Source organism: Gulosibacter chungangensis, from assembly GCF_008831155.1.
Taxonomy (GTDB): domain Bacteria; phylum Actinomycetota; class Actinomycetes; order Actinomycetales; family Microbacteriaceae; genus Gulosibacter; species Gulosibacter chungangensis.
Genome location: NZ_WBKB01000005.1, coordinates 211,525 through 237,414, shown reverse-complemented (window position 1 = coordinate 237,414; position 25,890 = coordinate 211,525). Strand labels below are relative to the sequence as shown.

Here is a 25,890-nt window from a genome sequence, read left to right as displayed (position 1 = left end):
AGGCCGCGTGCACGCCACCCTGGCAACAAAAAAGTGCCGGACAGCAGGAAAAACTCGCACTCAAACACCCTGCCGAACTATCACCTAGCGGACAGCTCTACAAAGATGTGACTTTTCAAATGGGAATTCACCCTCTACGCTAAAAGTCCACCACCGTGGGCTCATGACAACTACTAGGGGAATAATGAACGCTTTCGCGCACCATTTCAACAGTCTTCCCGCTGCTGCCGGAATGTATGACCCTGCAAACGAGCGCGATTCCTGCGGTATTGCTTCGGTTGCCACCATGCAGGGCCACCCGAGCCACGAAGTCGTCGAGATCGCACTGGAAGCACTACGGCACATGGAACACCGCGGTGCGGTAGGGTCCGACGCGGGCACCGGTGACGGCGCGGGCATCCTGCTCCAAGTGCCGGACGAATTCTTCCGCGCCGTGGTTGACTTCGAACTGCCACCGGCAGAGCGCTATGCGGTGGGCAATGTGTTCTTCCCCGTCGACAGCGTCGAGCGGGCGGCAATGCGCGAGGGCATCGAAGCGCTCTGCGCGGAGGAAGAGCTGCGCGTGCTTGGCTGGCGCAAAGTCCCCGTCGACGTCGAGCAGCTGGGGCCGCTCGCACGCGAAGCGATGCCGGTCATTGAGCAGCTGTTCATCCGTTCCGAACGCCAGAATTATCGCGGCAATCCCCGCAAGGGCATCGTCCTGGACCGCCAGGCCTACCGCCTACGCAAGCGCCTAGAGCACCAGCTCGGCGCATACTTTTGCTCGCTCAGCAGTCGCACGATCACGTATAAGGGCATGGTCACCACGCTGCAGCTGCAGCCCTTCTACCCCGACCTGTCCGATCCTCGCTTCGCCTCGAAGCTCGCGATCGTGCACTCGCGCTACTCGACGAACACCTTCCCGTCTTGGTCGCTCGCCCAGCCCATGCGCATGATGGCGCACAACGGCGAGATCAATACCGTCCGCGGCAATCGAAATTGGATGCGTGCCCGAGAGTCGCAGTTGGAAAGTCACTATCTCGGCGAGGTCAGCGACCTGCTGCCAATTATCACCGAGGGCAATAGCGACTCGGCGAGCTTCGACGAGGTCCTGGAGTTGCTCACGCTTTCCGGCCGCTCGCTCGTGCATGCCGTCCATATGATGGTGCCCGCGGCCTGGGAACGCAGCGACGATATGCCTGCCGAGGTGCGCGACTTCTTCGAATACCACTCGCTCGTCATGGAGCCTTGGGATGGCCCCGCCTCGATGGCGTTCAGTGACGGTCGCCGCCTCGTCGCCACTCTCGACCGCAATGGCCTACGCCCCGGTCGCTTCGTGGTCACCGATGACGGACTGGTCATTGTTGGTTCTGAGGTTGGTGTCTTCGAAGCAGCCCCTGAGCGCATTGTCCGCAAGGGTCGGCTGCGTCCGGGCCGTGTCTTCGTGGTCGACACCGAGGTCGGTCGCATCGTGGAAGACGAAGAGATCAAGCACGACCTCGCCGAGCTGCAACCCTGGGGTGACTGGCTTGATGAGGGTCGCATCCGTTTGGAAGAGCTCCCCGAGCGCGAACACGTGAGCCACACCCGCTCTTCGGTGGTGCGCCGCCAACGCTCGTTTGGCTATACGGAAGAGGAGCTGCGCATCCTGCTCGAGCCCATGGCTCGCACCGGTGCCGAGCCGCTGGGGGCAATGGGTAGCGATACGCCGATTGCGGTACTCGCTAACCGGCCGCGGCTCATGTTCGACTACTTCACGCAGAATTTTGCGCAGGTGACGAACCCGCCGTTGGACGCGATTCGCGAGGAAGTCGTAACGAGCCTGGTCACCTCCATCGGGCCGCAGGAAAACCTGCTGCACATCAGTCCCGATCACGCGCGGCAAATCATTGTTGATTTCCCGGTGCTCGATAACGATGAGCTCGCGAAACTGCAGCACCTGGAAACCCGACCCGGTATTGATGAGACGGTCACGCTCAGCGGTCTGTACCGCGTGAATCGTGGCGTGGAGGGTCTGCGAGAGGGGCTCGAAAAACTCTGTGCGGAAGCCGATAAGGCCATCGATAACGGCGCGAAGTTCATCGTGCTCTCGGACCGCGATTCGAATCGCGACTGGGCACCAATTCCCTCGCTGCTGATGACCGGCGCGGTGCACCATCATCTGATCCGCACGCAGCGCCGCCTGCGCGTGGGGCTCGTGATCGAGACCGGTGAGGTCCGCGAAGTGCACCACGTTGCGGTGCTGCTCGGGTATGGCGCGAGTGCCGTCAACCCCTACCTCGCCATGGAGTCGGTCGAGGACATGGTGGCCTCCGGTCGCATCGAGGGCATCACCCCGGAGCAGGCCGTGCAGAACTACCTACAGGCTCTTGGCAAGGGCGTGCTGAAGATCATGTCCAAGATGGGCATTTCGATCATCGCGAGCTACACGGGCGCCCAGACCTTTGAAGCGGTCGGACTCTCGCAGGAGATCATTGATGAGTTCTTCACCGGCACTGCCTCGAAGATCTCCGGTATTGATCTGGACATCATCGCTGTCGAGGTGCAGGCACGCCACGAGGCGGCCTACCCGGTGGACGGTGGCGAACCGCCGCACCGACCGCTCGAAATTGGCGGTGAATACCAGTGGCGCCGCGAAGGCCCCACGCACCTCTTTAACCCGGACACGGTTTTCCGACTCCAGCACGCCACCCGCGAGCGCCGCTACGACATCTTCAAGGACTACACGCGCCGCGTCGACAGCCAGGCCGAGGAGACCTCGACCCTGCGTGGCCTGTTCAAGTTTGCGAGCGATCGGCAACCGATTTCGGTGGATGAAGTGGAACCGGTTTCTGAGATCGTCAAGCGTTTTTCGACCGGCGCGATGAGCTACGGTTCGATCTCCAAGGAAGCACACGAGACCCTCGCGATTGCGATGAACCGGCTCGGCGCCAAGTCGAATACTGGTGAGGGCGGCGAGGACGTCGATCGGCTCCTCGACCCTGAGCGCCGCAGCGCCATCAAGCAGGTTGCCTCGGGCCGATTTGGGGTGACGAGCATGTATCTCACCCACGCCGATGACATTCAGATCAAGCTCGCCCAGGGCGCGAAGCCCGGTGAGGGTGGGCAGCTGCCGCCGCAGAAGGTGTACCCGTGGGTGGCGAAAACCCGTCACGCAACGGCCGGTGTTGGACTCATCTCTCCCCCGCCCCACCACGACATCTACTCGATTGAGGATCTCAAGCAGCTCATCTTCGACCTCAAGCGCGCGAACCCGAAGGCACGCATCCACGTGAAGCTGGTCTCCGAAAACGGGATCGGTGCGGTAGCTGCCGGGGTCACGAAGGCGCTCGCCGACGTGATTCTCGTCTCGGGGCACGACGGTGGCACGGGTGCCTCACCGCTGAATTCGCTCAAGCACGCCGGTACCCCGTGGGAACTCGGTCTTGCCGAGACGCAGCAGACGCTGCGCATCAACGGGCTGCGTGATCGCGTGAATGTGCAGGTGGATGGGCAGCTCAAAACCGGCCGGGATGTCGTGATCGGGGCGCTCCTCGGTGCCGAAGAATACGGCTTCGCGACCACCGCGCTCGTGGTCGAAGGCTGCATCATGATGCGCGTGTGCCACATGGACACCTGCCCTGTGGGCGTCGCCACCCAAAACCCCGAACTACGTGAGCGCTTCACCGGTAAGGCCGAACACGTCGTGAACTTCTTTGAGTTCATTGCGCAGGAGGTGCGCGAATACCTCGCCGAGCTCGGCTATCGCAGCCTCGACGAAATCATTGGCCGCGATGACCTCCTCGATACCGATGAGGCCAAACGCCACTGGAAGGCTGACGGGCTCGACCTGGACGCCATCCTGCAGGGGCCGGAGCTTCCCGCGGATGCGCCGCGTCGACGTCTGCGCGATCAGGATCACGAACTCGACGAACACTTCGACAGCACGCTCATCGCGCTCTCGGAGCCCGCGCTTCGCGAGGGTGAACCCGTGCAGATTAGCCTGCCGGTAAAGAACACCGACCGCGCGGTGGGCACCATGCTGGGGCACGAAGTGACGGTCGCCACCGGCGAACACGGCCTCGCCCGCGACACGATTAACATCACCCTCACCGGCACCGCCGGCCAGTCACTCGGTGCGTTCCTGCCTTCGGGAGTCACGCTGAAGCTCTACGGAGACTCCAATGACTATGTCGGCAAGGGGCTCTCAGGCGGCCAGATCGTGCTGCGACCGGATGAACAGGCCACCTTTGCTGCGGCAGAGAACGTCATCGCCGGCAACGTCATCGGCTACGGCGCAACCAGCGGCACCATGTTCCTGAGCGGCGTTGTCGGAGAGCGATTCCTGGTGCGCAATTCGGGCGCCACCGCCGTGGTTGAAGGCGTGGGCGATCACGCTCTCGAATACATGACCGGCGGGCTCGCGGTCATCCTCGGCGAAACCGGGCGCAACCTCGGGGCCGGGATGTCCGGGGGTATCGCCTATATCCGAAACCTCGACACCGGGCTCATCAACCCGAGCGCCCTGAAATCCGGCGAGCTGCGCCTCGAGCCGCTCTCCGATGCGGATGCTGACGAACTCGAGGATCTCATCCACCAGCACGTCGAGCAGACCGGTTCCGAACTCGGCCAACGCATCCTCGCCGATTTTGACCGCATCCGAACCGAATTTACCAAGGTACTGCCGCGCGACTACGCGACGGTTACGAGCATCCGCCAGCACGCCGTCGAAGCGGGTATCGACCCCGACGGCGACGAAACCTGGAACGAAATTATGGAGGCAACCCATGGCTGATCCGAGAGGCTTCCTCAACGAGCGCGAACGCGCACTGCCACCGCGACGGCCGGTGCCGCTGCGGCTCATGGACTACAAGGAAATCTATGAGCAGCAGGACAAGAAGCAGCTGCAATCGCAGGCGAGCCGCTGTATGGACTGCGGTATCCCATTCTGCCACCAGGGCTGCCCGCTCGGGAACATCATCCCCGAGTGGAATGATCTGACCTACCGCGGGGATATGCGGACGGCGTCCGAGCGGCTGCATGCAACTAATAACTTCCCCGAATTCACCGGGCGACTGTGCCCGGCACCCTGTGAGTCAGCCTGTGTGCTCGGGATTTCGCAACCGGCCGTGACCATCAAACGCATCGAGCAGTCGATTGCCGATGAAGCGGTGGCGCAGGGTTGGATCGAACCTCATCCGCCCCAGCGACTCACCGGCAAAACGGTGGCTGTGGTCGGGTCAGGTCCGGCGGGGCTCGCGGCCGCACAACAGCTCACCCGGGCGGGGCACACCGTCGCCGTATTCGAACGGGATGACCGCATTGGCGGGCTGCTGCGCTATGGGATTCCGGACTTCAAAATGGAGCGGATCGTGCTCGATCGACGACTCGAGCAGATGCGCGAAGAGGGCACGCGGTTCCGTCCCGGGATTGAGATCGGTCGCGATATCAGCTGGTCGGATTTGCGGCGTCGCTATGACGCGATCGTGATCGCTACCGGCGCCCCGGTCGGGCGCGAGCTCAATGTGCCGGGGCGGGACCTTGCGGGCGTCCATCAGGCCATGGAATATCTCGTGCAGTCCAACCATGCGGTTGCGGGCGACGAGGTTCCCGGCCAGATCACGGCGGAGGGTAAGCACGTCATTGTTATCGGTGGCGGCGACACCGGCTCTGACTGCATCGGCACGGCGCACCGTCAGGGTGCCGCATCCGTCACGAACATTGCTATTGGCAAGAAGCCGCCGGAGTACCGCACTCCGAGTGAGCCCTGGCCGATGACGCCGCGAGTATTCGAAGTGCAGACCTCACACGAAGAGGGTGGTGAGCGGCTCTTCGAGGCCTCCACGGTCGAATTCGTTTCGGATGCGGATGGTCACGTGGTTGCGCTGAAGTTCGCGGACACTGACTTCCTCGAAGACGGGCGCCGGGTGCCCAAGGCCGGTACCGAGCGGACCATTCCGGCGGATCTCGTGCTGCTATCGATGGGTTTCACGGGCCCCGAACAGGATGCCCTCGCCTCGCAATTGGATGTGGCGTTCACTGCGCGTGGCAACGTCGCGCGCGAGGACGATTACGCGACCAACGTCCCCGGTGTCTTCGTGGCCGGGGATGCTGGCCGCGGTGCCTCGCTGATTGTTTGGGCGATCGCTGAGGGACGCGCTGCCGCTGCGGCGGTGGAGAAGTATCTGCTGGGTAGCTCGATGCTTCCGGCACCGGTTGCCGCTTCGGATATGGCGATTTCGCTGCGGGGGTAGCTCAGGTCCCTACAACACGTACTCGGAGAACCCAGCGCGGATCTTATTGACCTTCGGCACCGCGACCGCGAGGCAATAGCCCTGCGTTGGGTTCTTCGCGAAGAAGTCCTGATGAGCCTCTTCGGCGACCCAGAATTCCTCCAGCGGCTGCATCGTGGTGACTACGCCACCGCCCCAGGCCTCTTCCGCTCGGTCCCGTGCGGCTTCAAAGAGTGCCCGCTGCTCGGCATCCGCCGGAAACATCGTGGAACGGTACTGCGTGCCAATGTCATTGCCCTGCCGGTTGAGCTGGCGCGGGTCGTGCATCGTGAAGAACATGTCGAGGATGACCTCAGCGGGGACGACGGTTTCGTCAAAGTCAACCCGAACCGCTTCGGCATGCCCGGTGCGACCTGCGCAGACGAGCTCGTAGTTGGGATTCGCGACATCACCCCCGGTGTAGCCAGACACGACGTCCTGCACCCCTCGAACGTTGCGGTACGCGGCATCCAGACACCAGAAACAGCCGCCAGCAAGAACAAATGAAGTCGTCATGGCGCTCATCGTAGTCCCAATGTCGGAAGGTGCACATAGCGTTACGAGCAAGCAATCAGGAACCGAAAGGGGCCCACGCCATGTCCGTATCGCAACTGCAATCGACGCTGCTCCCCCACTCGCCGGAGCTCAATTTCGAGCGCCACGGGTTTCGCTTTCAGCGCCTCACCGAGGTGCGCTGGCGCATTTCCAATACCACCGGTGCCGTCGTCGGTTACCTCGAAGAGCGGCCGACGGCGTTGGCGAGCGACCGCTGGGCAATCATGCGGATGACCGCTGACCGGCGCGGCTTCCTAACCCTCGGGGCATTCGCATCCATGGCGGAAGCCACCGCCGCGCTGAAGTGGATGTAACCGCTAGCGCCACCAGGTGTCATAGGGGGCAACCGGCAAGTGCCGCTTGTGCTGCGAGCGCAGATAGTGTCGTTCGATCACGGCACGGGCGTCCTCGCTCACGGTCCCACCCGTGAGGTACGTGTCGATGTCGGCGTAGGTCACACCGAGTTCGACTTCATCGGGCCGACCGGGCACCCCGTCGAGGAGGTCTGCCGTGGGCACCTTCAGGTAGAGCGCTTCGGGTGCGCCAAGTTCGGCGAGCAGCTGGCGGCCCTGCCCCTTGTTGAGTCCAGCGAGGGGCGTGAGATCGCAAGCGCCGTCGCCGAACTTTGTGAAGAATCCGGTCACTGCCTCGGCGGCGTGGTCGGTGCCAATTACCAGGAGGTTTCGTTCACCGCCGATCGCGTACTGCGCAACCATGCGGATGCGCGCTTTCACATTGCCGCGGTTGTAGTCGCTGAACTCACAGTCGCTGCCCGCGTCGATTCCGGTCACCGCCGGGCTGATATCGAAGGTGATCGACTCATCCGGCGCGATGAACGCCAATGCGGCCTGTGCATCCGCTTCATCACGCTGAACCCCGTGTGGGAGCCGCACCGCGACAAAGGTTGCCTCATGCCCGGCTGCGCGAAGCTCCTCGACCGCCAACTGCGCGAGGCGGCCACCGAGAGTGGAATCTTGGCCGCCAGAGATCCCCAAGACAAAGCCCTTCGCACCCGTCTTGAGGAGGTACTCCTTCATAAATTCGACCCGTTCGCGGATCTCATCCGCGGGCGAGATTTCAGGCTTAACGCCCAGGGCTTGGATGATCTCTGCTTGCAGCTGGCTCATACGTGGCATTCTCCCACGGTGCTGTGCACCGGCCTAGACTCACACGCGTCCGATGCAGCGACCTCGTCGAGCCGGGCGCTTCATGCTTTGAGTGCCGTGCCGGGTACTTCAGGCATCGAGCCGGGTACTTCGCACCGAGACAGGCTGTTCTACCGCCCCCGCTCGGTGCAAGGTGCCCGGCTCGGTCAAGCAAGAGCCCGACTCGGCACGCTCGAAGCCTGCCTCGGCGCAATCGCAACGCGGCTCGACGCAGCCCGAACCCGGCTCCGCGAAGGTGGAGCCCGACTCGGCACGGTCGGAACCTGCCTCGGCGCAATCGCAACCCGACTCGGCGCAGCCCGAACCCGGCTCCGCGAAGGTGGAGCCCGGCTCGGCGAAGTTGGAACCCGACTCAACGGGCTCGGCGCGCCGTACTTTGTGTGGCTTTGCGGCAGTCGCGCGACTAACGCGGATGCTCAGCTAACGTGGATGCGCGGGCGACGCGGATGCGCGGCTAACGCGCATGCTCGCCTAACGAGGATGCGCAGCTAACGTCGTTCTTCGAGCAAGAATTCGCGGATCAGCTGACTCACGAGCGCCGGTCGCTCGGCGTGCAGCCAGTGGCTGGTGCCCGGCAGAATGCACAATTGTGCACCCGGAATGGCCGCCGCGATCTGCAGCGTGTGCGCGGGCGGAATCAGATCCCGGTCACCGGCCATAATTAGGGTTCGAGCGTGGATGCGCGAAAGCTCGGCCGGATCGATATTCGGTTCACTCGACCACAACCGCAGGAGCTTATCGATCACCGTCTGAGCATGTTCGGGGCCGTCCGGCGAGAGCCGAGCGTAATGCATCCGCTCCAGGCCGTCTTTGTCTTCGCCGTCGTCGGGAGGTGAGAGCAGCGCATCCTCATCGCTCGGGTCGCTAAACACGCTCGGGTCGAGGTTCGCGCCGATCGCCACCACCGAGCGCACCCTTTCCGGATGCGCCATTGCGAGCAGCAACCCCAGGATCGCGCCGTCGCTATACCCAACGATGTGCGCATCCGACAGGCCCTGCGCATCAAGATAGGCGAGGGTATCCGTCAGCCACCGCGCGTAGTGATAGTCGCCCTCTATATCGGCCGTGCGACCGTGCCCGGGACGCTCGAAGGCGAACACCCGAAAGTCGCCGAGCAGTGCATCCTGCTGCGCGCGAAGCGACTCGATCGAGCAAAAACCGCCGTGCAGAAAGAGCACCGGCTCCCCCGCGCCGGCAACCTCCGAGTACATCTCGGATTCGCCGATCGATAGATACGCGGTTTCTACCGCCTGCGGGTTTTGCTCGTGCATCCCGAAATTGTTTCACGTACGGCAGCTTTTCCTCGACCGCGGGGTCATTCGCTCAGGCGTCGGTGGCGTTCTAGCCGCGCCAAACCCTCTTTATCGGGGCTGCCACCATCCGCTGCCGCGAGCGCCTCGAGGCTCGCTGCCGCAGCATCCGTAGCCAAGTCCATACCGATGACCACGAGCTCCCCGGCTTCGGGAACTTCGCGCAGCCGCTCCACTTGCACGCTGCGGCCGACCACGTTCACCAAGTAGCCACGCGGTTGTCGCGGCCCGCGCACCCGCAGCCTTCCCTTCATCCGATAGGCACCGGCGGGCGGGTTCTCGAGCAGATCCACCAGCGCGCCCGGCAACACCGTCTCGGCAAACTCTCGCGACACCGAACTGGCATGTTGGTGACCGGTGTGGTCCTGGGCTGCTTCTTCCCGCAGCAGTTGCGCAATCGGGAGCTGGTCGAGCGGGTCTTCTTCGGTGACGGTGTCGAAGACCAGCTGCGGGTCGATGCGGCCGTAGTCGGCCGTGACGGTGTAGACGTCGGGGTTTCGTTCGCGAATCCTGTCGCGGATGCGTGCTGATACCGCCTCTCGCTCAGCCGCAGTCAACAGGTCTGTCTTCCCAATCACGGCGAGGGTTGTGACGGCATAGCGTGAGGGCGGGATTGGCTCGGTATCGACCGTGCGGAAGTGCTCTACCGCGTCGATCACTTCCACGACGCCACCGAGACGAACGTTTCCGACGTCGCTGAACTGAATGATGCGGGCCAGCGCGACCGGGTCGGCGACACCGCTAGCTTCCACGATGATCGCATCCAGCCGCAGTTTCGGTTGTGAGAGTTGCTGCAGGGCGTCATCCAAACCGCCAGCATTCGGCAGGCAACACAGACAGCCGCCGGAAATTGCCGCCGCTTGATCAACCTGACCGGTAACGAGGGCCGCGTCGACGTTGAGCTCGCCGAAGTCATTGATGACCACACCAATCCGGGCACCGGGCTCACGTAGCAGGTGGTTCAAGAGCGAAGTCTTACCAGAACCGAGGTGACCGGTCACTGCGATCACTGGAACACGCATCCGTTCGGCTGTTTTCTGCTCCACCATGCCATCAGTCTTGAGTGGCCGACGAACATTTGCAAACGCCGAAACGCCAGCAAACGCCTAGTTGCGCGCGGCCGCGTACAGTTTGGTCACCGCATCCACGAGTTCCGTGAGGCCCCCGGGCGGATTCTCGCGCCACCACGCCAAGCGCACGGGAATCCGCGGGCTGTCTTTGATCGGCCGGAACACCACGCCAGGTCGAGCGTGGTGGTGTGCAGTTGCCTCCGCGGTCGTCCCAACACCGTGCCCTGCGGCAATCGTGTTGAGCCATTCATCCACGTCAAAGGACTCGATGAATTGTGGCTGGTGATCCACGCCCGCCCAGAGCTGCATGTTCGTGGTGCCGGTACGCGGATCCATCAGGATGGGCCGATCGGCAACTTCCGACATGGTCAGCTGGCGGCGTCTGGACCACTGCGCGTCATCGGCGGCGAATGCGATCATTCGCTTCTCGAGGCCGACGATGACGGAATCGAATTGAGCGTCCTCAACCGACCGTCGCACGATGGCCACATCGCAGGAGCCTTCACACAGTCCGCCCGTGGGCGAGTTGTGTCGGACCAGCCGCAGCTCACGGTCGGGATGCGCGGATTCCCAGTCCCGCAGCAGCTTCGGGGTGTGTTTGCCGAGTGCTGCCCAGGCATAGCCAAGTAGGTCTCGCGTTACTAGCCGCGGCAGCTTGGGCGGCATACATTTTGCTGAATCGGTCACTCGGAAGGCAGCTTCCTGGACTGCAAGGTACCGCTGCTGCGAGCGTCCTCACCGCCGCGGCTTGGACACCGATTGCGGCAGTCTGGTTCGTGTTTCACCTTCCCACCGCCGAAAGCATCCTGCTCGCAGTCGCCTGCGGAGTGCTCTCATCGGTAATTCCCTATGCCGCGGACTTGCTGTCCTTGCGGCGCGTCCCCGCTTCCGTGTTCAGCACGCTCACAAGTGTGAACCCGGTGTGGGCAGCCCTTGCTGGCTGGATCCTGCTGCAACAGGCGCTGCAGCTCTACGAGTGGGTCGGCATCGGCCTGATCGTATTGAGCGACGCCCTCGTGTCTGCGAGTGGTTTGAGACCAACGACAATGAAGCCACAATGGCGCCCCCGACAGGATTCGAACCTGTGACCGGCGGATTAGAAGGCCGCTGCTCTATCCACTGAGCTACGGAGGCATCGTGCAGATACCAGGATAGAGGAATTGTGCCCAGCATCCTGTCGCCGCGCCTTCCTGACTCGCGCTCCCCCACACATCACTACGATTAGGGACCATGAGTAATGCACAAGACCGCCTAGTTTGGATCGACTGTGAGATGACCGGCCTCGATGTCGAAATCGATGAGATCTGCGAAATCGCGGTCTTCGTGACCGACTTTGAACTGAACCTCATCGAGGAAGAGGGGCTGGACATCGTCATTAAGCCGTCCGAGAAGGCGCTCGAGAACATGAACGAGTTCGTGACGAATATGCACACGACCTCGGGCCTGATCGAAGAGATGCCGAACGGTGTCACGATGGCGGAGGCTGAGGAACAGGTCCTCGACTACATCAAGCGGTTCGTCCCGGCAGAGCGCCAGGCACCGCTCGCGGGCAACACGATCGGCACCGACCGGATGTTCATCAATCGGCAGATGCCAGCGCTGGATGCATACCTGCACTACCGCAATATCGACGTGTCGACACTCAAGGAGCTTTCGCGCCGCTGGTACCCGCGGGTCTACTTCAACTCCCCGGTAAAGAACGGCGGGCACCGTGCCACTGCTGACATTCTCGAATCAATCCGTGAGCTTCGCTACTACCGCGAGGCGATGTGCGTGCCGCAGCCGGGCCCGGATTCGAAGTCGTTGAAGGCAACCGCAGAGGCCGTCGTGGAGTCGTTTTCGCCCTACCTGAAAAAATGATGTAGGATCTCATGGTTGGCTGCCGCAGGGTGGTCAGCACGGTGGGTATAGCTCAGTTGGTAGAGCGCTTGGTTGTGGTCCAGGAGGTCGCGGGTTCAAGCCCCGTTACTCACCCCAATAAGAAGGCCCGAGTCCGATGGACTCGGGCCTTCTCACGCTGGCTAGGCTTCTGCATGACAGAAAGGTCGTGGCTCGATCGTCGGGCCCGGTACCCCATGGCCGAGATAATCGATTTCAAGAAGACCCTGGACAGCTATCAAGCGCGGCGCGATGCGTTCCGCATCGTTGATGTGCCCGAAATGCAGTACCTCATGGTCGACGGTCACGGTGATCCCAACACCACCCCGGCATATACAGAGGCGATCAGCGCACTGTACCCCGTCGCTTACAAACTGAAGTTCATCAGCAAACGGGAACTTGATCGCGACTACGTCGTACCCCCGCTCGAGGGCTTGTGGTGGGCCGAAGACATGGCCGCTTTTACCACGTCACGAGATAAGTCCCAGTGGGATTGGACGATGATGCTCATGGTTCCGGACTGGCTCGATCACGAAACCTTCCTGCACGCCGTCGAGCAAGCCGGGGCAAAGAATAAGCCTTCCCGATTGGCTGATGTGCGGCTCGAAACCCTCACAGAGGGACGCTGCGTACAAACCCTTCACCTCGGCTCCTTCGATGACGAGGCCCCGATCCTAGAGCGCATGCACTCCGAGTTCATTCCAGCAAATCGGCTGCGCCCCAGCGGCAAACATCATGAAATTTACTTCAGTGATGTCCGCAAGGTCGCCCCTGACCGGATGCGCACCCTGCTACGGCAACCGGTCACCGATTCCGAAACGACCTAGCTCCGCGCGCACGCGGCGCAGCCGATACTCGGTCCTGCGCGATATCGTTGCGACATGTCGCACGAGGATCGATTCGTGTCCGACGAGGGCGCGTCAACTATCCGCTTCGCTGATCGTTTTTGGCGGGTGAAAGCGTCAACAGTGCCGGTCGGGCCCGGCCCAAATCTGTTCTCCGCTGCGAATGTCCGGGTCGATTCTGCTGGGCGGCTTCAGCTGAGCATCGCTCGGTCGACCAGCGGATGGTCCTGCTCCGAAGTGATCGGCGTGGGTGAGTTCGGATACGGCACGTACTATTGGTCGCTGAAATCCACGGTTCTCGACTACGAAGCAGCAACGGTGCTGGGCCTTTTCACCTGGTCGGATGAGGATGCGCAGGCCAATCGAGAACTCGACATCGAGTTCTCTCGTTGGGGCAAGGCGTGGGATCCCGTGACCGGAAGTTTCGCCGTGCAGCGGCCCTCGCCCAGCCGCCCCGCAATCGAGCGTTTCACGCCCGGCATGGGGCGTAGTGAGCACTTGCTGACCTGGTCGCCACAACGAGTGCAATTCCGGAGCTCCTTCGGGTCCACTCAAGCCGAATGGTCATATGCGGGCGATGATGTCGCGACGCCAGGTGGCGGCGTCGCTCCGCGCACGAATCTCTGGCTCTTTCGCGGAGCGAAACCCACACGAGCGCACACCATCGTCGTTGACGGTTTCGAATACCGTCCTTCGAGGCAAGGCACCGTACAGCGCCCAAACGGCATAACTGCAGGTCTGCTCAGTACCATGACCAAAACGAAAGGATCACCCATGAGCCAGAGCCAGGACAAGAACGAGGAACTTCGCGAAGAACGTCGCGAGCAGGAAGAGCACCGTCAAGAGCTTCGCGATGAAGCATTCGAGGGCCAGGGCGGAGAGCGTACTGACCTCGGTTCGCAGGATGAACGCCGCAACGAAGGCCTCGGCCGCGCCTAGCATCCGCTGAGGTTCAAACCCTCGACAAGAGTCACCTCTCTATTCTCTGTCCGGTTTGGACCTCTCCTCTTTTTTTACTTCCCAAGACTAGGCGTTGACGCGTTCACCATCTGCCACTGAGGAACCTAGATAGAAGGCGGCGGCGTTGCGCCAGAACACTGCGGCGACGTGCTCGGGGGCCAGGGCTCGCCTGATAACTTCGAGATCCTCATCCTGAAACGGGCGACGCGCACGGGTGGAGGGCAGATCAGTACCGACCATGAGCGCGGTCGGATCAACCTCGATAATCGCCTTGATCACTTCCTCAGGGTCAAGGTTGATGCGGCCGAAACCCGTGGCCTTCACCTTCACTCCTTGCTCAACCAGGCGCAGTAGGTTCGGCAGACCGTCCTCGTGCATGCCGAGGTGGTCGATACTCACCGAAGGCAACGCCGCGATCCGGCGCGAGAGATCCTCGTCGATGGAGCGGGCGTCGATGTAGAGTTCGGCGTGCCATCCTGCGAGCTCATGGACACGGCGGGTGAGCCGTTCCAGTTCGTCAAGATCTGCGGACCCTCCGCGAGCGACGTTGAATCGAACCGCGCGCACACCAGCCTCATGCAAATTGAGAATCTCTCGGTCGCTGGTAGTCACGGGGATCTGAGTCACCCCAACATAGCTCGGGCCGAGGGCTCGGAGCGCATCGATAAGGTAGCCCTGGTCGAACGCTTGGAAGGAACCGGATACGACGGCGCCACCGGCCACGCCCAACCCTTTAATCCTTGACTGGTAGTCGGCCACAGTGAACGGAGCTGGCATGAACCCGTTGTTCTCTACCAGCGGGTGCGCAGGGTCGATGATATGCAGGTGGGTATCGAAGATGCGCTGCGTCACGGGCGGGACCCTTCTCTCGGTCGGGTGAGGCATGGTTCAAAACGGTCGCGGTTGATAACGCCGCTCTGACGTCATCCGATTGTCTCCTAACCCGGATGCAGATTGTCGCCTCACTCGACGCGCATCCAGGTACCAAGCAGGCCTGGCTCCGCATTGAAAAAGTCCAGAGTCATCGTGGTGGCAGTCCCGTCTTCGACCGTGAACGCAGCGGAGGAGAAGGATCCCGCCGGAGCGTTTTCGCCCGTGGGGGTGAAGGCAAATACATCGCTGTCCCACGGTTCGAGCGGGATCACCATCACACCAGCCGGGCCAATCGCAACGCTGAGTGCACCATCCTGCTCGGTCACCGTGGCCGTACCGTAATAGTCATTCGAATATTCACCGATATAGGTGGACAGGGGGCCGGGCTGCGCCGGATCGCTCGGCCGCTCAACACCCGAAAGGTCACCCGCCGGTTCTTGGTATTGGGCTGTCGCGTGCCCGTAGTCGGTGAGCCAGTCGCGTGTGCTCTGCCCGAACTGAACGATGTCGAGGAACTCGGTCGCGATTGCTTCCGCCACACCGATGGGTGCCGCGTTAGTGAGCACAATGATCCCGATATCCACGGAAGGGAGCAATTGGAAATTCGTCGCAGCCCCGAGCACGAACGCGCCAGAATGACTCAAACTCACGCGTCCGCCGGGCTGCACCCCAACACCGAATCCAAACCCGTACTGCCCGGCACGCTGCGTCATTGTCTGTGGCTTGGAAGAGAAGTTCTGCGGGCTCACAGCCGGAAGCAGTGCTGCGGGTGAGATCAACGGGGCGCCGCCATAAGTTCCGTCGGCGAGCAGTAATTTCATCCACTCCGCAAGATCGGTGACGCTCGAGGAGACTCCACCGGCTGGCGACGCCGCATCGTTGTTGCGTTCGTAGAGCGCTTCGAATTCTCCCTCCGCGGTCAGCGTGTGCAACGTCGCCCGGTTATCTCGGGAGAGGAAATCGTCATAGCGGAAGCTGGTGGACGACATTCCAAGTGGCGTAAAGAGCTGTTCATCGGCAAGCGTCTCCCACTCCGTTCCCGCTGCGCTCGCCACGGCTTCAGCACCAACCGTGATGCCGAAATTCACGTAGGCATAGCTCGTTCCCAGTGGCGCGAGCGGCTGATGCCGTAGGTGGTCCAGGACGTATTCACGGTCGTACCCGATATCTTCAAGCGAGTCACCGGCCGCGAAAGGAAGTCCGGTGCGGTGCGCGAAGAAATCGCCAACTGTGACGTGTTCGGTGACCCAGGGGTCTGCGAGTTCGAATTCCGGCAACACCTCAGAGACCGGAGTGTCCCATTTGATGACTTTCTGCGTGACTTGTGTCGCCGCGACAGTCGCGCTGATCGGTTTGGAGACGGACGCTATTTGGAACACAGTGTTCGCATCAACCGTGGCGCTTTCGTTCTTCTTCCGCACGCCATAGCCTTCGGCAAACACTGTCTCACCGCCGTGCACGACCGCCACGGCAATACCGGGCACATCCCTGCGCTCCATGGCCGCGGAGACGATATCCGGCAACTTTTCCAATGCCGTGTCAATACTGCCGTCGGGAAGTGCGAGTGCATCCTCACTCGGTATCTCGCCGACGTCGATCTTCGGCATTATCGGGCGTGCACACATGGCAGATCCTGTCGGTACCTGGTCGGCTGCGGAAGGAACGCATTGCGCAGCGTTTCGGATGCGACGACGAACACCATTGTCGCCAGACTCGAGCGGCTCTGCTCCACGCGGATTCGCTTCCGCAATTGACCACCTAATATCCCGCAAACGTCCGAGAAAGCCGTGTGAGCTGTCGGCCAAAAGCCCCTCACGGTCATCCCAATCCGGTAACGGCTGTCGAGATGGTCTGGGTCATGCGGGAGTCAGATGGGCGCACGACCTGCTACGACCGTTTTCATGATGAGCGTTGAGGTGAGCCGCTGTACACCCGGAAGCTGAGTGAGCTGCTGATCGTAAATCTCTTGGAAATGCTGCTTTGACCGCACCGCAATATAAAGCTGATAGTCAGGCTCGCCGAACAGACGATGCGCCTGAACAATATTGGGCATCGCTGCCACCGCATCCTCAAATGCCGACCATGAGGCAAAGTCGGCAGCCTGCATCGTCACGAATACCAGAGCCTCGAAAGGGAGCCCCAAGAGTTCGAAATCAAGGTCAGCGCGAAATCCGCGGATGACGCCGGCACCCTCTAAGTCACGGAATCGTCGATGGCAGGCAGACAGGCTCAGCCCCACCTTGTGGGCGACCTCCGTCATTGTTGCCCTGCCATCCTCATGCAGGAACGCAAGAATTTCTCGATCTATCGAATCCATACGCAAGATTCTTCCACGTCTACCGCAAAAGTGACGTCACTTTAGGAACATATTCGGCCTTATTCCTCATAGTCTTCAACCAAATTTGGCAAGACACGAGAGGAGTGCAATGGATTGGCCGATGGTCGCCTCGTTTTGGGGTGTTTCGATCTTGCTGGTACTCACACCCGGCATGGACTGGGCCTACGTAATTTCTGCCGGTCTCGGCAGACGCCAAGGTGTCCTCCCGGCGGTACTCGGCGTCCTCAGCGGGCATGCAATCGCCACGCTCGCCGTTTCCGCAGGGCTTGCGACCCTGGTCGCTGCCTCACCCGTGACAATGACGATCCTCACGTTCGCGGGCTCCGGCTACATGATCTGGCTCGGCATCCAAATCTTGCGCCAGCCGGCGAATACCAATCTCGAAACCCGCGCCATCAGCGCGAACAACAGCAGGCTTTTCGTCAAGGGTCTCGTGATGAATCTCCTCAACCCAAAGCTGTACCTCTTTTTCGTCGCACTACTCCCCCAATTCATCAGCACCACTGCGAGCTGGCCCATCGGAGTCCAGATCGTGCTGCTCGGCGGGATTCACATTTTGACCTGCGCAGGCGCCTATTTCGCAGTGGGATACGGAGCCAGCAGCATCCTCATTGGCCGACCTCGTGCGGCAAAGATCGTCGGAATCCTCTCGGGCGTGGTGATGGTTGGCCTCGGCCTGGCCCTCATTGCCGAAGCGGCCTGGCCCTTATTCACCTCGCTCGGAGGAACGCACGGATAGTCAATTCGGGCAAGCAAAGCATCTCGTTTACCACCACCGGCGGCCAAGAAAACTTTGAGTTTGTCTTGAATCTCTGAGTCGAGCTATCCTGGAGGGATTCATTTGGGTTTGAGCGGACGCAAGCGCCGACACCCCAGCTATACGGGGGAACGCCCTGATTTGTCATCGCTGATGCAAATCAGGGCGTTTTCCACAACTATCGTCCGGCAATCACCGGGCCCGATGTATTGGAGAAATCCCGTGGACGTCATCATCGCTCGCGAAATCAACCAAATCGCTCAAACCATCGCCGATGAGATCGAACAGCTGCTTCGCGATAAGCCAACCGCCGTTCTCGGCCTGGCAACTGGCTCAAGTCCCCTCGCTGTCTACGACGAACTTGCCCGTCGCTACGAGGCAGGTCGCATTAGCTTCGCGAATGCTCGCGCCTTCATGCTGGATGAATACGTGGGACTGCCTGCTGATCACCCGGAGCGCTACTTCAATGTGATCATGCGTGATTTTGTGAGCAAGGTTGACTTCGCTGCGGATGCGGTGCGCGGCCCCGATGGTCTCACCGACGATCCACAGGCCGCCGCGATTGAGTACGACAAGGCGATCGCTGCCGCGGGCGGCATCGATCTACAGATCCTCGGCGTTGGTTCCAACGGCCACATCGCTTTCAACGAACCCGGTTCGGCAAAAGACTCACGTACCCGGATGCTCGGGCTCACCGCGCAGACCCGTCGCGATAACTCACGCTTCTTCGACAATGTCGTGGATGCCGTCCCCACTCACTGCGTCTCGCAGGGCCTCGGCACCATTCTCGAAGCTCGTCGTATTTACCTGATCGCGCTCGGCAAAGCGAAGGCCGCCGCAATTCACCAGCTCGTTGAGGGCCAAGTTTCCGTCGACTGGCCGGTAACCCTCCTCCACGAACACAGCAAGGTGTCAGTGCTCCTCGATGACGAGGCTGCAAGCCTCCTCAGCGCGACGGTCGCATAGCGCTAGGAAACTGTTCCAACGGTAGAGCGTGCAACAAGGTGGGGCGTCAGCAACGTGTGCTGCGCCACACCGCCTTGTTCATTCATCCGACGCAAAGCCAAATCGCCGGCAATCTCGCCGAGACGACTAGCTTGCTGATTGACAGAAGTCAGTCCCACTCGATGGAGACGAGATACCCGCGTATCGTCATAGCCGATCACGGACAGGTCTTTCGGGATGTCAAGACCCAGCTCCGCTGCTGCTTCCATGACCCCGATGGCCATGATGTCATTATGCGCGAAAATTGCGGTCGGGCGGTGCTCAGATTGCAGCAACTCAGTCGCAGCTCGAGCGGCATCAAGCTGGTTCAACTCAGCATCAATTACCCGCGGCTGTAGGCCGGCTTGTTCCATTGCATTGCGATATCCGTTGCGGCGGTCAGGATACAAGCCACCGGCCAAAGGACCGAAGTATGCGACCGATCGATGTCCTGCCTCGAGGAGATGCTTTGTTGCCAAATCCCCGCCGAGATAATCATCGCAGGCAACCGAATCAATACCTGGCACCAATCTCGTCACGGTCACAACAGGAACTGTCCGTGCAATGAATTCGAGCGCTTCATCCGGCAGCATGGTGCCAGCAAACACCACGGTTCCGACCTGTGCCGTCAGAAGACCATCAACATGTCGCCGCTCTGCTTCTGGAGACGGTTGGCCTACTGACAGCACAACTCGGGTGTCGCGGGCTTCGGCACGTGTCCGAAGCCCAGTGAAGATATCCGCAAACACTTCGTTATAGATATCAAGCAAGAAAAAGCCAAGTGATTTCGAGTGGCGAGCAGCCAGTTGTGCCGCGACTGCGTTATGACGATAGCCAAGCTCAGCAGCCGCATCGAGGATGAGCGCTTTGGACTCGGCTGAAACTCCTTCCATGCCACGAATAGCCATCGACACCAGCGCCCGTGAAACACCCGCGCGCGTTGCCACATCCTGCATCGTCACCCGCCGCGCAATTGGCGCGGGTTGTGCACCTGACTTGTTCATGCTCACATCGCTATCGGCTCGGTAAATCGTCGGGCGCAAGGGTCACAACCGTCAGCCTCTGTCCCGCTACAAAGTCCCATGGTATTGAATCACTGCGCTACAGGTTGCCCAGCACCGAGTGTGGCGAGTGCAATAAGAGACTCTTCTGTGGCTTCCTCTCGCGGAAGAATGCCAACCAGCCGTCCTTCATGCATGACACCGACCCGGTTACACAGCCGCAGGATTTCCGGCAACTCAGATGAAACGACAATGACGGGTACTCCTGAATCTGCAACTTCATCAACGAGCCGATAAACCTCATTCTTGGCACCAATGTCAATGCCAGCGGCTGGCTCGTCCAGCATGAGCAGTTCTGGTTCCGTGGCGAGCCAACGTCCAATGACTACCTTCTGTTGGTTACCACCCGACAGACTTGTGATCACAGCATTGATTCCCGCGGTTTTTAATCCTAGTTTCTTGACCAGGTCATCTGCAGTCTGACGAATTGCAGCGGAGGACAGCCAACCGAATTTACTATTCCGTTTCAGCACGGAAAGTGTGGCGTTTTCGCCAACGCTCATTTCAGGAATCAACCCCTGTCCACGCCGATCCTCTGGAACCAAAGCAATGCGGCTTCGTAAAGCGTCTCCAACAGATTTCGGTTGATATGGGGATCCCGCCAGAGTCATTGATCCGGAAGACGTTCGATCTGCGCCAAAGATTGCACGCAAGATTTCGGTGCGCCCCGATCCGACCAACCCGAAAAGCCCAAATACTTCACCCGCGTGGACTTCGAAGGATACGTTCTTGAACCCTTTACCCGACAATGCATCCAGAGATAGCCGCAAGTCTTGTGGCGTTGCTAGTCCAGATTTCGGCTGCACTTGATCGAGCTCTCGACCGACCATGTTGTGAACGAGATCGTCAATAGAATAGTGGTCACGACGATATTCGGTGACATAGGTGCCATCCCGAAACACGGTCACCGAGTCAGCGTGCTCCTCGATTTCTTCAAGCTTGTGAGAGACAAACAGGATGGAGACACCTTGCTGTCGCAGCTGATCGACAAGGGTAAAGAGTCGTTCCACTTCGGTCGGTGTCAGAGTTGACGTTGGCTCATCGAGGATGAGTAATTGTAATTCGCTGAATGATGCTGCCCTGGCGATCTGCAGCAGCTGTTGATCCGCGACCGTCAAGTTTGTGCACAGTTGCAACGGGTCCAAGGAAATATTGAGCGACTGAAGCAACTTCTCGGTACGCCGAATCATTTCTTTTCGTTGCAGCCATCCAGATCCACCGGTCAAGAACCGGCCAAGAAATACATTCTCAGCGACAGTAAGTGATTCAACGATCTGCGGGTCCTGGTACACGGTACCGACTCCGGCGCGAAGCGAATCCTGTGGATTACTGGGCGCGAATTCTTGACCATTGAGCAGTATCTTGCCGCGGTCGTGGCGAACTACGCCAGATAAGATTTTGATCAGAGTGCTCTTGCCGGCTCCATTTTCCCCAATGAGCGCATGGATCTCGCCCGGCCGAATCGTAATGCTCACGTCTTTGAGTGCATGTACGTGACCGTAGCTTTTGCCCAAATGCTGCGCTTCCAGACGATTTGCAGTAGTCATCGGATGCCGCCCTTTCGTTCCCACTGGTTCATCAGGATCGCAAAGAGGATGACAACACCAATCACAACGTAGGCGACAAAACCATTGATATTGAGCAAGTTGATGCCGTTGGTAATCAGGCCAAGGATGAGAACACCAGCCAGTGTGTTCATCACCTTGCCAGCGCCACCGTTAAGGCTTGCCCCTCCAATGAGAACAGCGCCCACTGCATTCAGTTCCATCCCCACACCGGCGCTAGGCTGCGCGCTGGCAACGCGGCCAAGAAGGACCAGCCCACCAATCACGGCAAGAATTGCCGACAACACAAATGCAAGCATGACGCGACGATTGATCGGAATTCCCGCCAGACGAGCTGCTTCGGCATTACCACCCACGGCATAGAACTCGCGTCCCCAGCGGGTTCGCTGGAGGAACAACGACAGAATAATTGAGGTGAGCACCAGTGCGATGAGTGACACTGGAATGTTGAATACGGTTCCGAATCCAAGCCAGTTCAGCGCATTGTCAAAGCCGTAAACAGGCTGCCCATTCGTGATCAAGAGCGTGACACCTTGGATAATGCTCATTCCTGCGAGCGTCACGATCACTGAAAGGTTCTTCCCTCGAGTCGAGAGATAGCCGTTGATGATGCCGACCGCGAAGCCGAGCACAAGTCCTCCGGCGAGCGCCACCGGCGCCGGCATTCCCAATCCGATCATGGCCATGATCGCGCCGGCCAAACCAACCATCGCGCCGACGGTGAGGTCCACATTCCCGGTGATGACGGTCAGTAAAACACCCAGTGAGATAAAGCCCATCACCGCGATCTGACCGCCGACGTTCAATAGATTATTCGTGGTCAGAAAGGTCGGGGTCGCGATGGCCAAGCCCACAACCAACACTCCCAAAATGAGGAAGATCCCGTAGGAAGTCCATATCTTGGCAAATGCGGCACCAAATTTCAGCAGCCGCGGCTGAGGTGCAGTAAGCAGTACTCCAGTGGTCGGAGCCGGATCTTGAGGGGACACAGCGGTGCTACTTTCGAGTCGAGAATTGGTTGCTGTCGGTTCAGTGCTAGTTCCACGGGAAGTCATTGACGTTCTCCTTGGTCACGAAGGTCATTTCGATGGCGATGTCTGGCTCCGAGGTTCCGTTCTCCCAGTACTCGATGGCAGCCTCCGCGGCTGCCTGACCTGTTTTCTCCGGTTCCATGTACCACGAAGCGGTTAGGCTCCCCGCGTCGATGGCTTCGGGCCCACCACCGTACATACCCATGCCGATGGTGATGACGTCGCTTATGCCGCTACTTTCAAGAGCGCGGGTTGCGCCCAAAATAATGCCGTCGGCATGTGCCCAGATGCAGTCGATATCGGGCTGTGAATTGAGTAGGTCACGGGTTGCCTGCTCGGCTTTTCCTGTGTCCCAGTCCGTGTACTGATTAAATACAACGTCGAGGCCGAACTCTTCCACGCCGGCTTGCCATCCCTCGTGGCGGTTGATCGTATTGGCTTGCCCGGCTTGACCTTCAAGCTCGGCGACCTTGATCACATCTTGTCCCGCGTTTTGGTCAGCACAGTACCGAGCGGCCTCGTACCCAGCCGCGTAATTATCGACGTGAACCGCGGTGAGCACCTCGCCACCCTCAGCGGTCGAGTCAATAGTGATCACGGGAATATCGAGACGGTTGGCGTTTTCCACGGCGGGTACGATTCCCTGAGCATCGACAGGGTTGACGATAATGAAATTCGCACCTGCGGCAATCAGATCCTGCAGGTCGGAAATCTGCTTACCGGGGTCAGCCTGCGCATCCGAAATGGTGCAAGTACCGCCGGCATCCACCACGGCGTCGCAAGTCGATTCCGCCCAGGTCTTAAGCAGACTGTCACGCATTGACGCAGTCGAGAATCCGACGTGCAGGTCAGAGACATCGTTGCTTCCCGGTGTGGCACCAGGCGAGGATGCTCCCCCGGTGCAGCCAGCAAGCAAGAAGCCGGTGGCAGCGACGCTCGCAATTCCGAGCAAAGTGGATCGATTGAGTTTGTACTTCACGGTGAAACCTTTCGGGTAGAGAGCCACACAAAGCAATGCCGGGAATCGTGCTGATTTCTCTTGGTGTGGCAGATGAACCGACGGCGTTGTCTTTGCATCATTCTGTTTAGCGCGCTCTAAACGCTTAGGACGCTACCACGCACCTTCAGGGTTCGCAAGACCCCATACATTGGCTCAATTTCAAGGAATTCTCCTGAAGCCCCGCGAGGAAATTTCACTTCACGTTCTCAAAAAGACTGGAAACACGCTCTAGCGCGCTCTAAACTAGCAACACATCCATGCAGCTTTACCCCTGAGCAAAGGAGCTTTTGTTGGACTACAGACTGTTGTCAAAAACCGGCATCAAGGTATCGTCAGTGGCTTTCGGCACGGCACCGCTGGGCGGCGTCTTCGGCGATGTTGACGAGCACGAAGTAACGAAGGTCCTCGACGAGGCCTTCGATTCCGGAATCAACCTGCTCGACACATCCCCGTACTACGGTCTCGCCGAAGAGCGGCTCGGAAGATGGCTCACACCGCACAAGCGTGAGCGCATCACCATTGCCACAAAAGCGGGTCGATACGGAGTCGACGACTTTGATTTCAGCCCCGAACGAATCCGGCAGAGCCTCGAGCAGAGCCTTCGTCTACTGAACACCGACTATGTAGACATCTTGCATCTGCATGACATTGAGTTCTCGAATCTCGATTGGATTTTTGAAGACTCACTCAGCATGCTGCACACGCTTCGAGATGAAGGAAAATGTCGATTCATTGGCATGACCGGTTACCCGATTCACACCATGCGCCGAGTCATCGAACAAACTGACGTGGATGCAATCCTCACCTACGCCAAAGACACCCTCCTTGATGATTCACTCAGCACCTTGCTGGCCCCGATCGCAGCTGAACGCCAGGTTGGTCTAATGAATGCTGCTGCGGTGTCGTTGGGCTTACTCACCCCGGGAGGAACGCAACTTCCGTTTGACCATCCCGCACCGACAGCCGTGCGACATGCAGCCGCACGGATGATTGAGATTGCTCAAGCAGCGGGTGAAAACATTGCTTTCATTGCAAACCAATATGCGATTCAGCGCACTAAGGCAGCGACGACCGTCGTGGGAACGGCGAAAATCAATCACCTTCGACAGGCGATCCAAGCCGCATCGACACCGATCAATGAGCCGCTCTTGGAACAACTCCTGGCACAGCGGCCCGACCCGAAAGACCGGCCTTGGCCAATTGGAAAGGAAGAAAATCGATGAAAGCAATCGTCTTTCACCCCTCAGGACCACGGCTCGAAGAGCGTCCGGTACCAGTTGCCGGTCAGAATGAGCTTCTCCTCAAAGTCGAATACTGTGGAATCTGCGGCAGCGACATTCATGCTGGCGAGCCTGATTTCCACCCGGGAACGATCATGGGGCACGAGTTCTCAGCAACAGTGGTTGACCTTGGTCCCGGAGCGACAGGATTCGCCGTGGGTGATCGCGTGGTGGTGCACCCCAACGCCCAGGTCTGCGGAGAATGCGAGGAATGTCGTCGAGGACTGACCAATCTTTGTGCGGGAGTTTGGAAGACCGCCACCGGACTCGTTCGCGATGGCGGTCTTGCTTCGTTCACCACGGCCAAGACGGGTTCAACGCACAAGCTTCCAGATTCGGTCGACTTTGCGACGGCTGCGCTAGTTGAACCGCTTGCGGTCGCGTTGCATGCTGTGCGCCGGTCGGGATTTGCAATCGGTCAAACCGCGGTGGTGCTCGGGGCTGGGCCAATTGGCTTATTGGTCACCACCCTCCTCGCCGCTGCCGGAGCTTCCGAAATCACCGTCGTGGAGCCCTCTCCCACCCGACGGAAGTACGCGCTGCAGCAGGGGGCACAGTATGTGATCGACCCCAATGCGGTGGACACCGTTGATCATTTCGACCAAGCAGGTCAGCCTGACTACGTCTTTGAATGCTCTGGCGTAGCCGAGCTCGTTGGGATTGCAATCCGAATCGTACGCAAGCGAGGTGTCGTGACAGTGTCTGGTTTCTCACGCCGACCCCCGCAATTTGCCGCCGCCGATCTGCTTCACAAGGAGGTGTCGTTGATGGGGTCATTCATTTACACCCACGAATTCGCAGAAGCAATCAGCCTCCTCGCAAGCGGCAAGATCGACGCGCGGCCTCTTATCTCGGGGATCGTTTCGCTTGATGAAGGGCTGGATGCATTTGCCAAGATGAAATCTTCTCCTGACGTTGTGAAGTTGCTCATTCGCGCCAGTCATGACGGAGAGCAAGACACCGTCTAGTGCATTTCCGGGCCGGCCC

The 25,890-nt window shown here is 60.0% G+C and carries 23 protein-coding genes and 2 tRNA genes; 12 read left to right on the top strand and 13 right to left on the bottom strand.

Annotated features, from left to right (window positions below; all coding sequences use genetic code 11):
- The first annotated feature begins 184 nt into the window (after window positions 1-184).
- A complete protein-coding gene (gene gltB / locus F8O05_RS09705) occupies window positions 185-4,753 on the top strand; it encodes a glutamate synthase large subunit (protein ID WP_225735833.1) in 4,569 nt (1,522 codons plus the stop codon).
- On the top strand, window positions 4,746-6,212 hold the full coding sequence (locus F8O05_RS09700; RefSeq protein WP_158052527.1) for a glutamate synthase subunit beta: 1,467 nt from the start codon (window positions 4,746-4,748) through the stop codon (window positions 6,210-6,212). The genes gltB and F8O05_RS09700 overlap by 8 nt, the downstream gene beginning before the upstream one ends.
- A gap of 9 nt (window positions 6,213-6,221) precedes the next feature.
- Here F8O05_RS09700 and msrA read toward each other — a convergent pair whose 3' ends face one another.
- A complete protein-coding gene (gene msrA, locus F8O05_RS09695) occupies window positions 6,222-6,746 on the bottom strand; it encodes a peptide-methionine (S)-S-oxide reductase MsrA (RefSeq protein ID WP_158052525.1) in 525 nt (174 codons plus the stop codon).
- Between the two features lie 80 nt (window positions 6,747-6,826).
- On the opposite strand from msrA, the gene F8O05_RS09690 reads away from it, so the two are divergent.
- Window positions 6,827-7,099, top strand: coding sequence for a hypothetical protein (locus tag F8O05_RS09690; protein WP_158052523.1), 273 nt, complete (start codon window positions 6,827-6,829; stop codon window positions 7,097-7,099).
- Window positions 7,100-7,102: 3 nt separating this feature from the next.
- Here F8O05_RS09690 and nadE read toward each other — a convergent pair whose 3' ends face one another.
- From nadE to F8O05_RS09670, 4 genes are all read right to left on the bottom strand, one after another.
- Window positions 7,103-7,912, bottom strand: a complete 810-nt coding sequence (gene nadE / locus F8O05_RS09685; RefSeq protein ID WP_158052522.1) for an ammonia-dependent NAD(+) synthetase — start codon at window positions 7,910-7,912, stop codon at window positions 7,103-7,105.
- A 527-nt stretch (window positions 7,913-8,439) separates the two neighbouring features.
- The gene (locus F8O05_RS09680) at window positions 8,440-9,222 is read right to left on the bottom strand and encodes an alpha/beta fold hydrolase (protein ID WP_158052521.1); all 783 of its coding nucleotides are present in this window, start codon (window positions 9,220-9,222) and stop codon (window positions 8,440-8,442) included.
- A gap of 44 nt (window positions 9,223-9,266) precedes the next feature.
- Window positions 9,267-10,310 carry a CobW family GTP-binding protein gene (locus tag F8O05_RS09675; RefSeq protein WP_158052520.1) on the bottom strand — a complete coding sequence of 348 codons (1,044 nt, stop codon included), beginning with the start codon at window positions 10,308-10,310 and terminating at the stop codon, window positions 9,267-9,269.
- 57 nt (window positions 10,311-10,367) lie between these two features.
- The gene (locus F8O05_RS09670; protein ID WP_225735832.1) at window positions 10,368-11,018 is read right to left on the bottom strand and encodes a LysR substrate-binding domain-containing protein; all 651 of its coding nucleotides are present in this window, start codon (window positions 11,016-11,018) and stop codon (window positions 10,368-10,370) included.
- On the opposite strand from F8O05_RS09670, the gene F8O05_RS09665 reads away from it, so the two are divergent.
- Window positions 10,937-11,419 (top strand): EamA family transporter, encoded by a 483-nt coding sequence (locus F8O05_RS09665; RefSeq protein ID WP_225735831.1) that lies wholly within the window; start codon window positions 10,937-10,939, stop codon window positions 11,417-11,419. The two genes, F8O05_RS09670 and F8O05_RS09665, sit on opposite strands and share 82 nt — an antisense overlap.
- Here the strand turns inward: F8O05_RS09665 and F8O05_RS09660 are convergent.
- A tRNA-Arg gene (locus F8O05_RS09660) sits at window positions 11,390-11,465 on the bottom strand. The genes F8O05_RS09665 and F8O05_RS09660 overlap by 30 nt on opposite strands.
- 96 nt (window positions 11,466-11,561) lie before the next feature.
- Between F8O05_RS09660 and orn the strand changes: the two genes are divergently transcribed.
- The 4 genes from orn to F8O05_RS09640 all read left to right on the top strand — a co-directional run bounded on the left by orn (window position 11,562) and on the right by F8O05_RS09640 (window position 13,993).
- On the top strand, window positions 11,562-12,191 hold the full coding sequence (orn, locus tag F8O05_RS09655) for an oligoribonuclease (RefSeq protein ID WP_158052518.1): 630 nt from the start codon (window positions 11,562-11,564) through the stop codon (window positions 12,189-12,191).
- Window positions 12,192-12,232: 41 nt separating this feature from the next.
- Window positions 12,233-12,308, top strand: a tRNA-His gene (locus tag F8O05_RS09650).
- 98 nt (window positions 12,309-12,406) lie between these two features.
- The gene (locus F8O05_RS09645) at window positions 12,407-13,036 is read left to right on the top strand and encodes a GyrI-like domain-containing protein (protein ID WP_192497118.1); all 630 of its coding nucleotides are present in this window, start codon (window positions 12,407-12,409) and stop codon (window positions 13,034-13,036) included.
- Window positions 13,037-13,090: 54 nt separating this feature from the next.
- A complete protein-coding gene (locus F8O05_RS09640; RefSeq protein WP_158052516.1) occupies window positions 13,091-13,993 on the top strand; it encodes a LamG domain-containing protein in 903 nt (300 codons plus the stop codon).
- 87 nt (window positions 13,994-14,080) lie between these two features.
- Here F8O05_RS09640 and F8O05_RS09635 read toward each other — a convergent pair whose 3' ends face one another.
- The 3 genes from F8O05_RS09635 to F8O05_RS09625 all read right to left on the bottom strand — a co-directional run bounded on the left by F8O05_RS09635 (window position 14,081) and on the right by F8O05_RS09625 (window position 17,204).
- Complete coding sequence (locus tag F8O05_RS09635) at window positions 14,081-14,866, bottom strand: amidohydrolase family protein (RefSeq protein ID WP_158052515.1); 786 nt, start codon at window positions 14,864-14,866, stop codon at window positions 14,081-14,083.
- Window positions 14,867-14,976: 110 nt separating this feature from the next.
- Window positions 14,977-16,494, bottom strand: coding sequence for a serine hydrolase (locus F8O05_RS09630; RefSeq protein ID WP_158052514.1), 1,518 nt, complete (start codon window positions 16,492-16,494; stop codon window positions 14,977-14,979).
- Between the two features lie 260 nt (window positions 16,495-16,754).
- Entirely contained in the window at window positions 16,755-17,204 is a 450-nt protein-coding gene (locus F8O05_RS09625) for an Lrp/AsnC family transcriptional regulator (protein ID WP_158052513.1), read from the bottom strand.
- A 109-nt stretch (window positions 17,205-17,313) separates the two neighbouring features.
- On the opposite strand from F8O05_RS09625, the gene F8O05_RS09620 reads away from it, so the two are divergent.
- Entirely contained in the window at window positions 17,314-17,964 is a 651-nt protein-coding gene (locus F8O05_RS09620; RefSeq protein WP_158052512.1) for a LysE family translocator, read from the top strand.
- A gap of 240 nt (window positions 17,965-18,204) precedes the next feature.
- Window positions 18,205-18,948, top strand: a complete 744-nt coding sequence (gene nagB, locus F8O05_RS09615) for a glucosamine-6-phosphate deaminase (RefSeq protein ID WP_158052511.1) — start codon at window positions 18,205-18,207, stop codon at window positions 18,946-18,948.
- 2 nt (window positions 18,949-18,950) lie between these two features.
- Here the strand turns inward: nagB and F8O05_RS09610 are convergent, their stop codons facing one another.
- From F8O05_RS09610 to F8O05_RS09595, 4 genes are all read right to left on the bottom strand, one after another.
- Complete coding sequence (locus tag F8O05_RS09610; protein ID WP_158052510.1) at window positions 18,951-19,970, bottom strand: LacI family DNA-binding transcriptional regulator; 1,020 nt, start codon at window positions 19,968-19,970, stop codon at window positions 18,951-18,953.
- A gap of 89 nt (window positions 19,971-20,059) precedes the next feature.
- Window positions 20,060-21,574 carry a sugar ABC transporter ATP-binding protein gene (locus tag F8O05_RS09605; protein WP_158052509.1) on the bottom strand — a complete coding sequence of 505 codons (1,515 nt, stop codon included), beginning with the start codon at window positions 21,572-21,574 and terminating at the stop codon, window positions 20,060-20,062.
- Window positions 21,571-22,647, bottom strand: coding sequence for an ABC transporter permease (locus F8O05_RS09600; RefSeq protein WP_158052508.1), 1,077 nt, complete (start codon window positions 22,645-22,647; stop codon window positions 21,571-21,573). The genes F8O05_RS09605 and F8O05_RS09600 overlap by 4 nt, the downstream gene beginning before the upstream one ends.
- Window positions 22,628-23,602 carry a sugar ABC transporter substrate-binding protein gene (locus F8O05_RS09595; protein ID WP_158052507.1) on the bottom strand — a complete coding sequence of 325 codons (975 nt, stop codon included), beginning with the start codon at window positions 23,600-23,602 and terminating at the stop codon, window positions 22,628-22,630. Before F8O05_RS09595 ends, F8O05_RS09600 begins: the two co-directional genes overlap by 20 nt.
- A gap of 356 nt (window positions 23,603-23,958) precedes the next feature.
- Between F8O05_RS09595 and F8O05_RS09590 the strand changes: the two genes are divergently transcribed.
- Together F8O05_RS09590 and F8O05_RS09585 are read left to right on the top strand one after the other, a co-directional pair.
- Entirely contained in the window at window positions 23,959-24,846 is an 888-nt protein-coding gene (locus F8O05_RS09590; protein ID WP_225735830.1) for an aldo/keto reductase, read from the top strand.
- Window positions 24,843-25,871 (top strand): zinc-dependent alcohol dehydrogenase, encoded by a 1,029-nt coding sequence (locus F8O05_RS09585; RefSeq protein ID WP_158052505.1) that lies wholly within the window; start codon window positions 24,843-24,845, stop codon window positions 25,869-25,871. Before F8O05_RS09590 ends, F8O05_RS09585 begins: the two co-directional genes overlap by 4 nt.
- The last annotated feature ends 19 nt before the right edge of the window (window positions 25,872-25,890 follow it).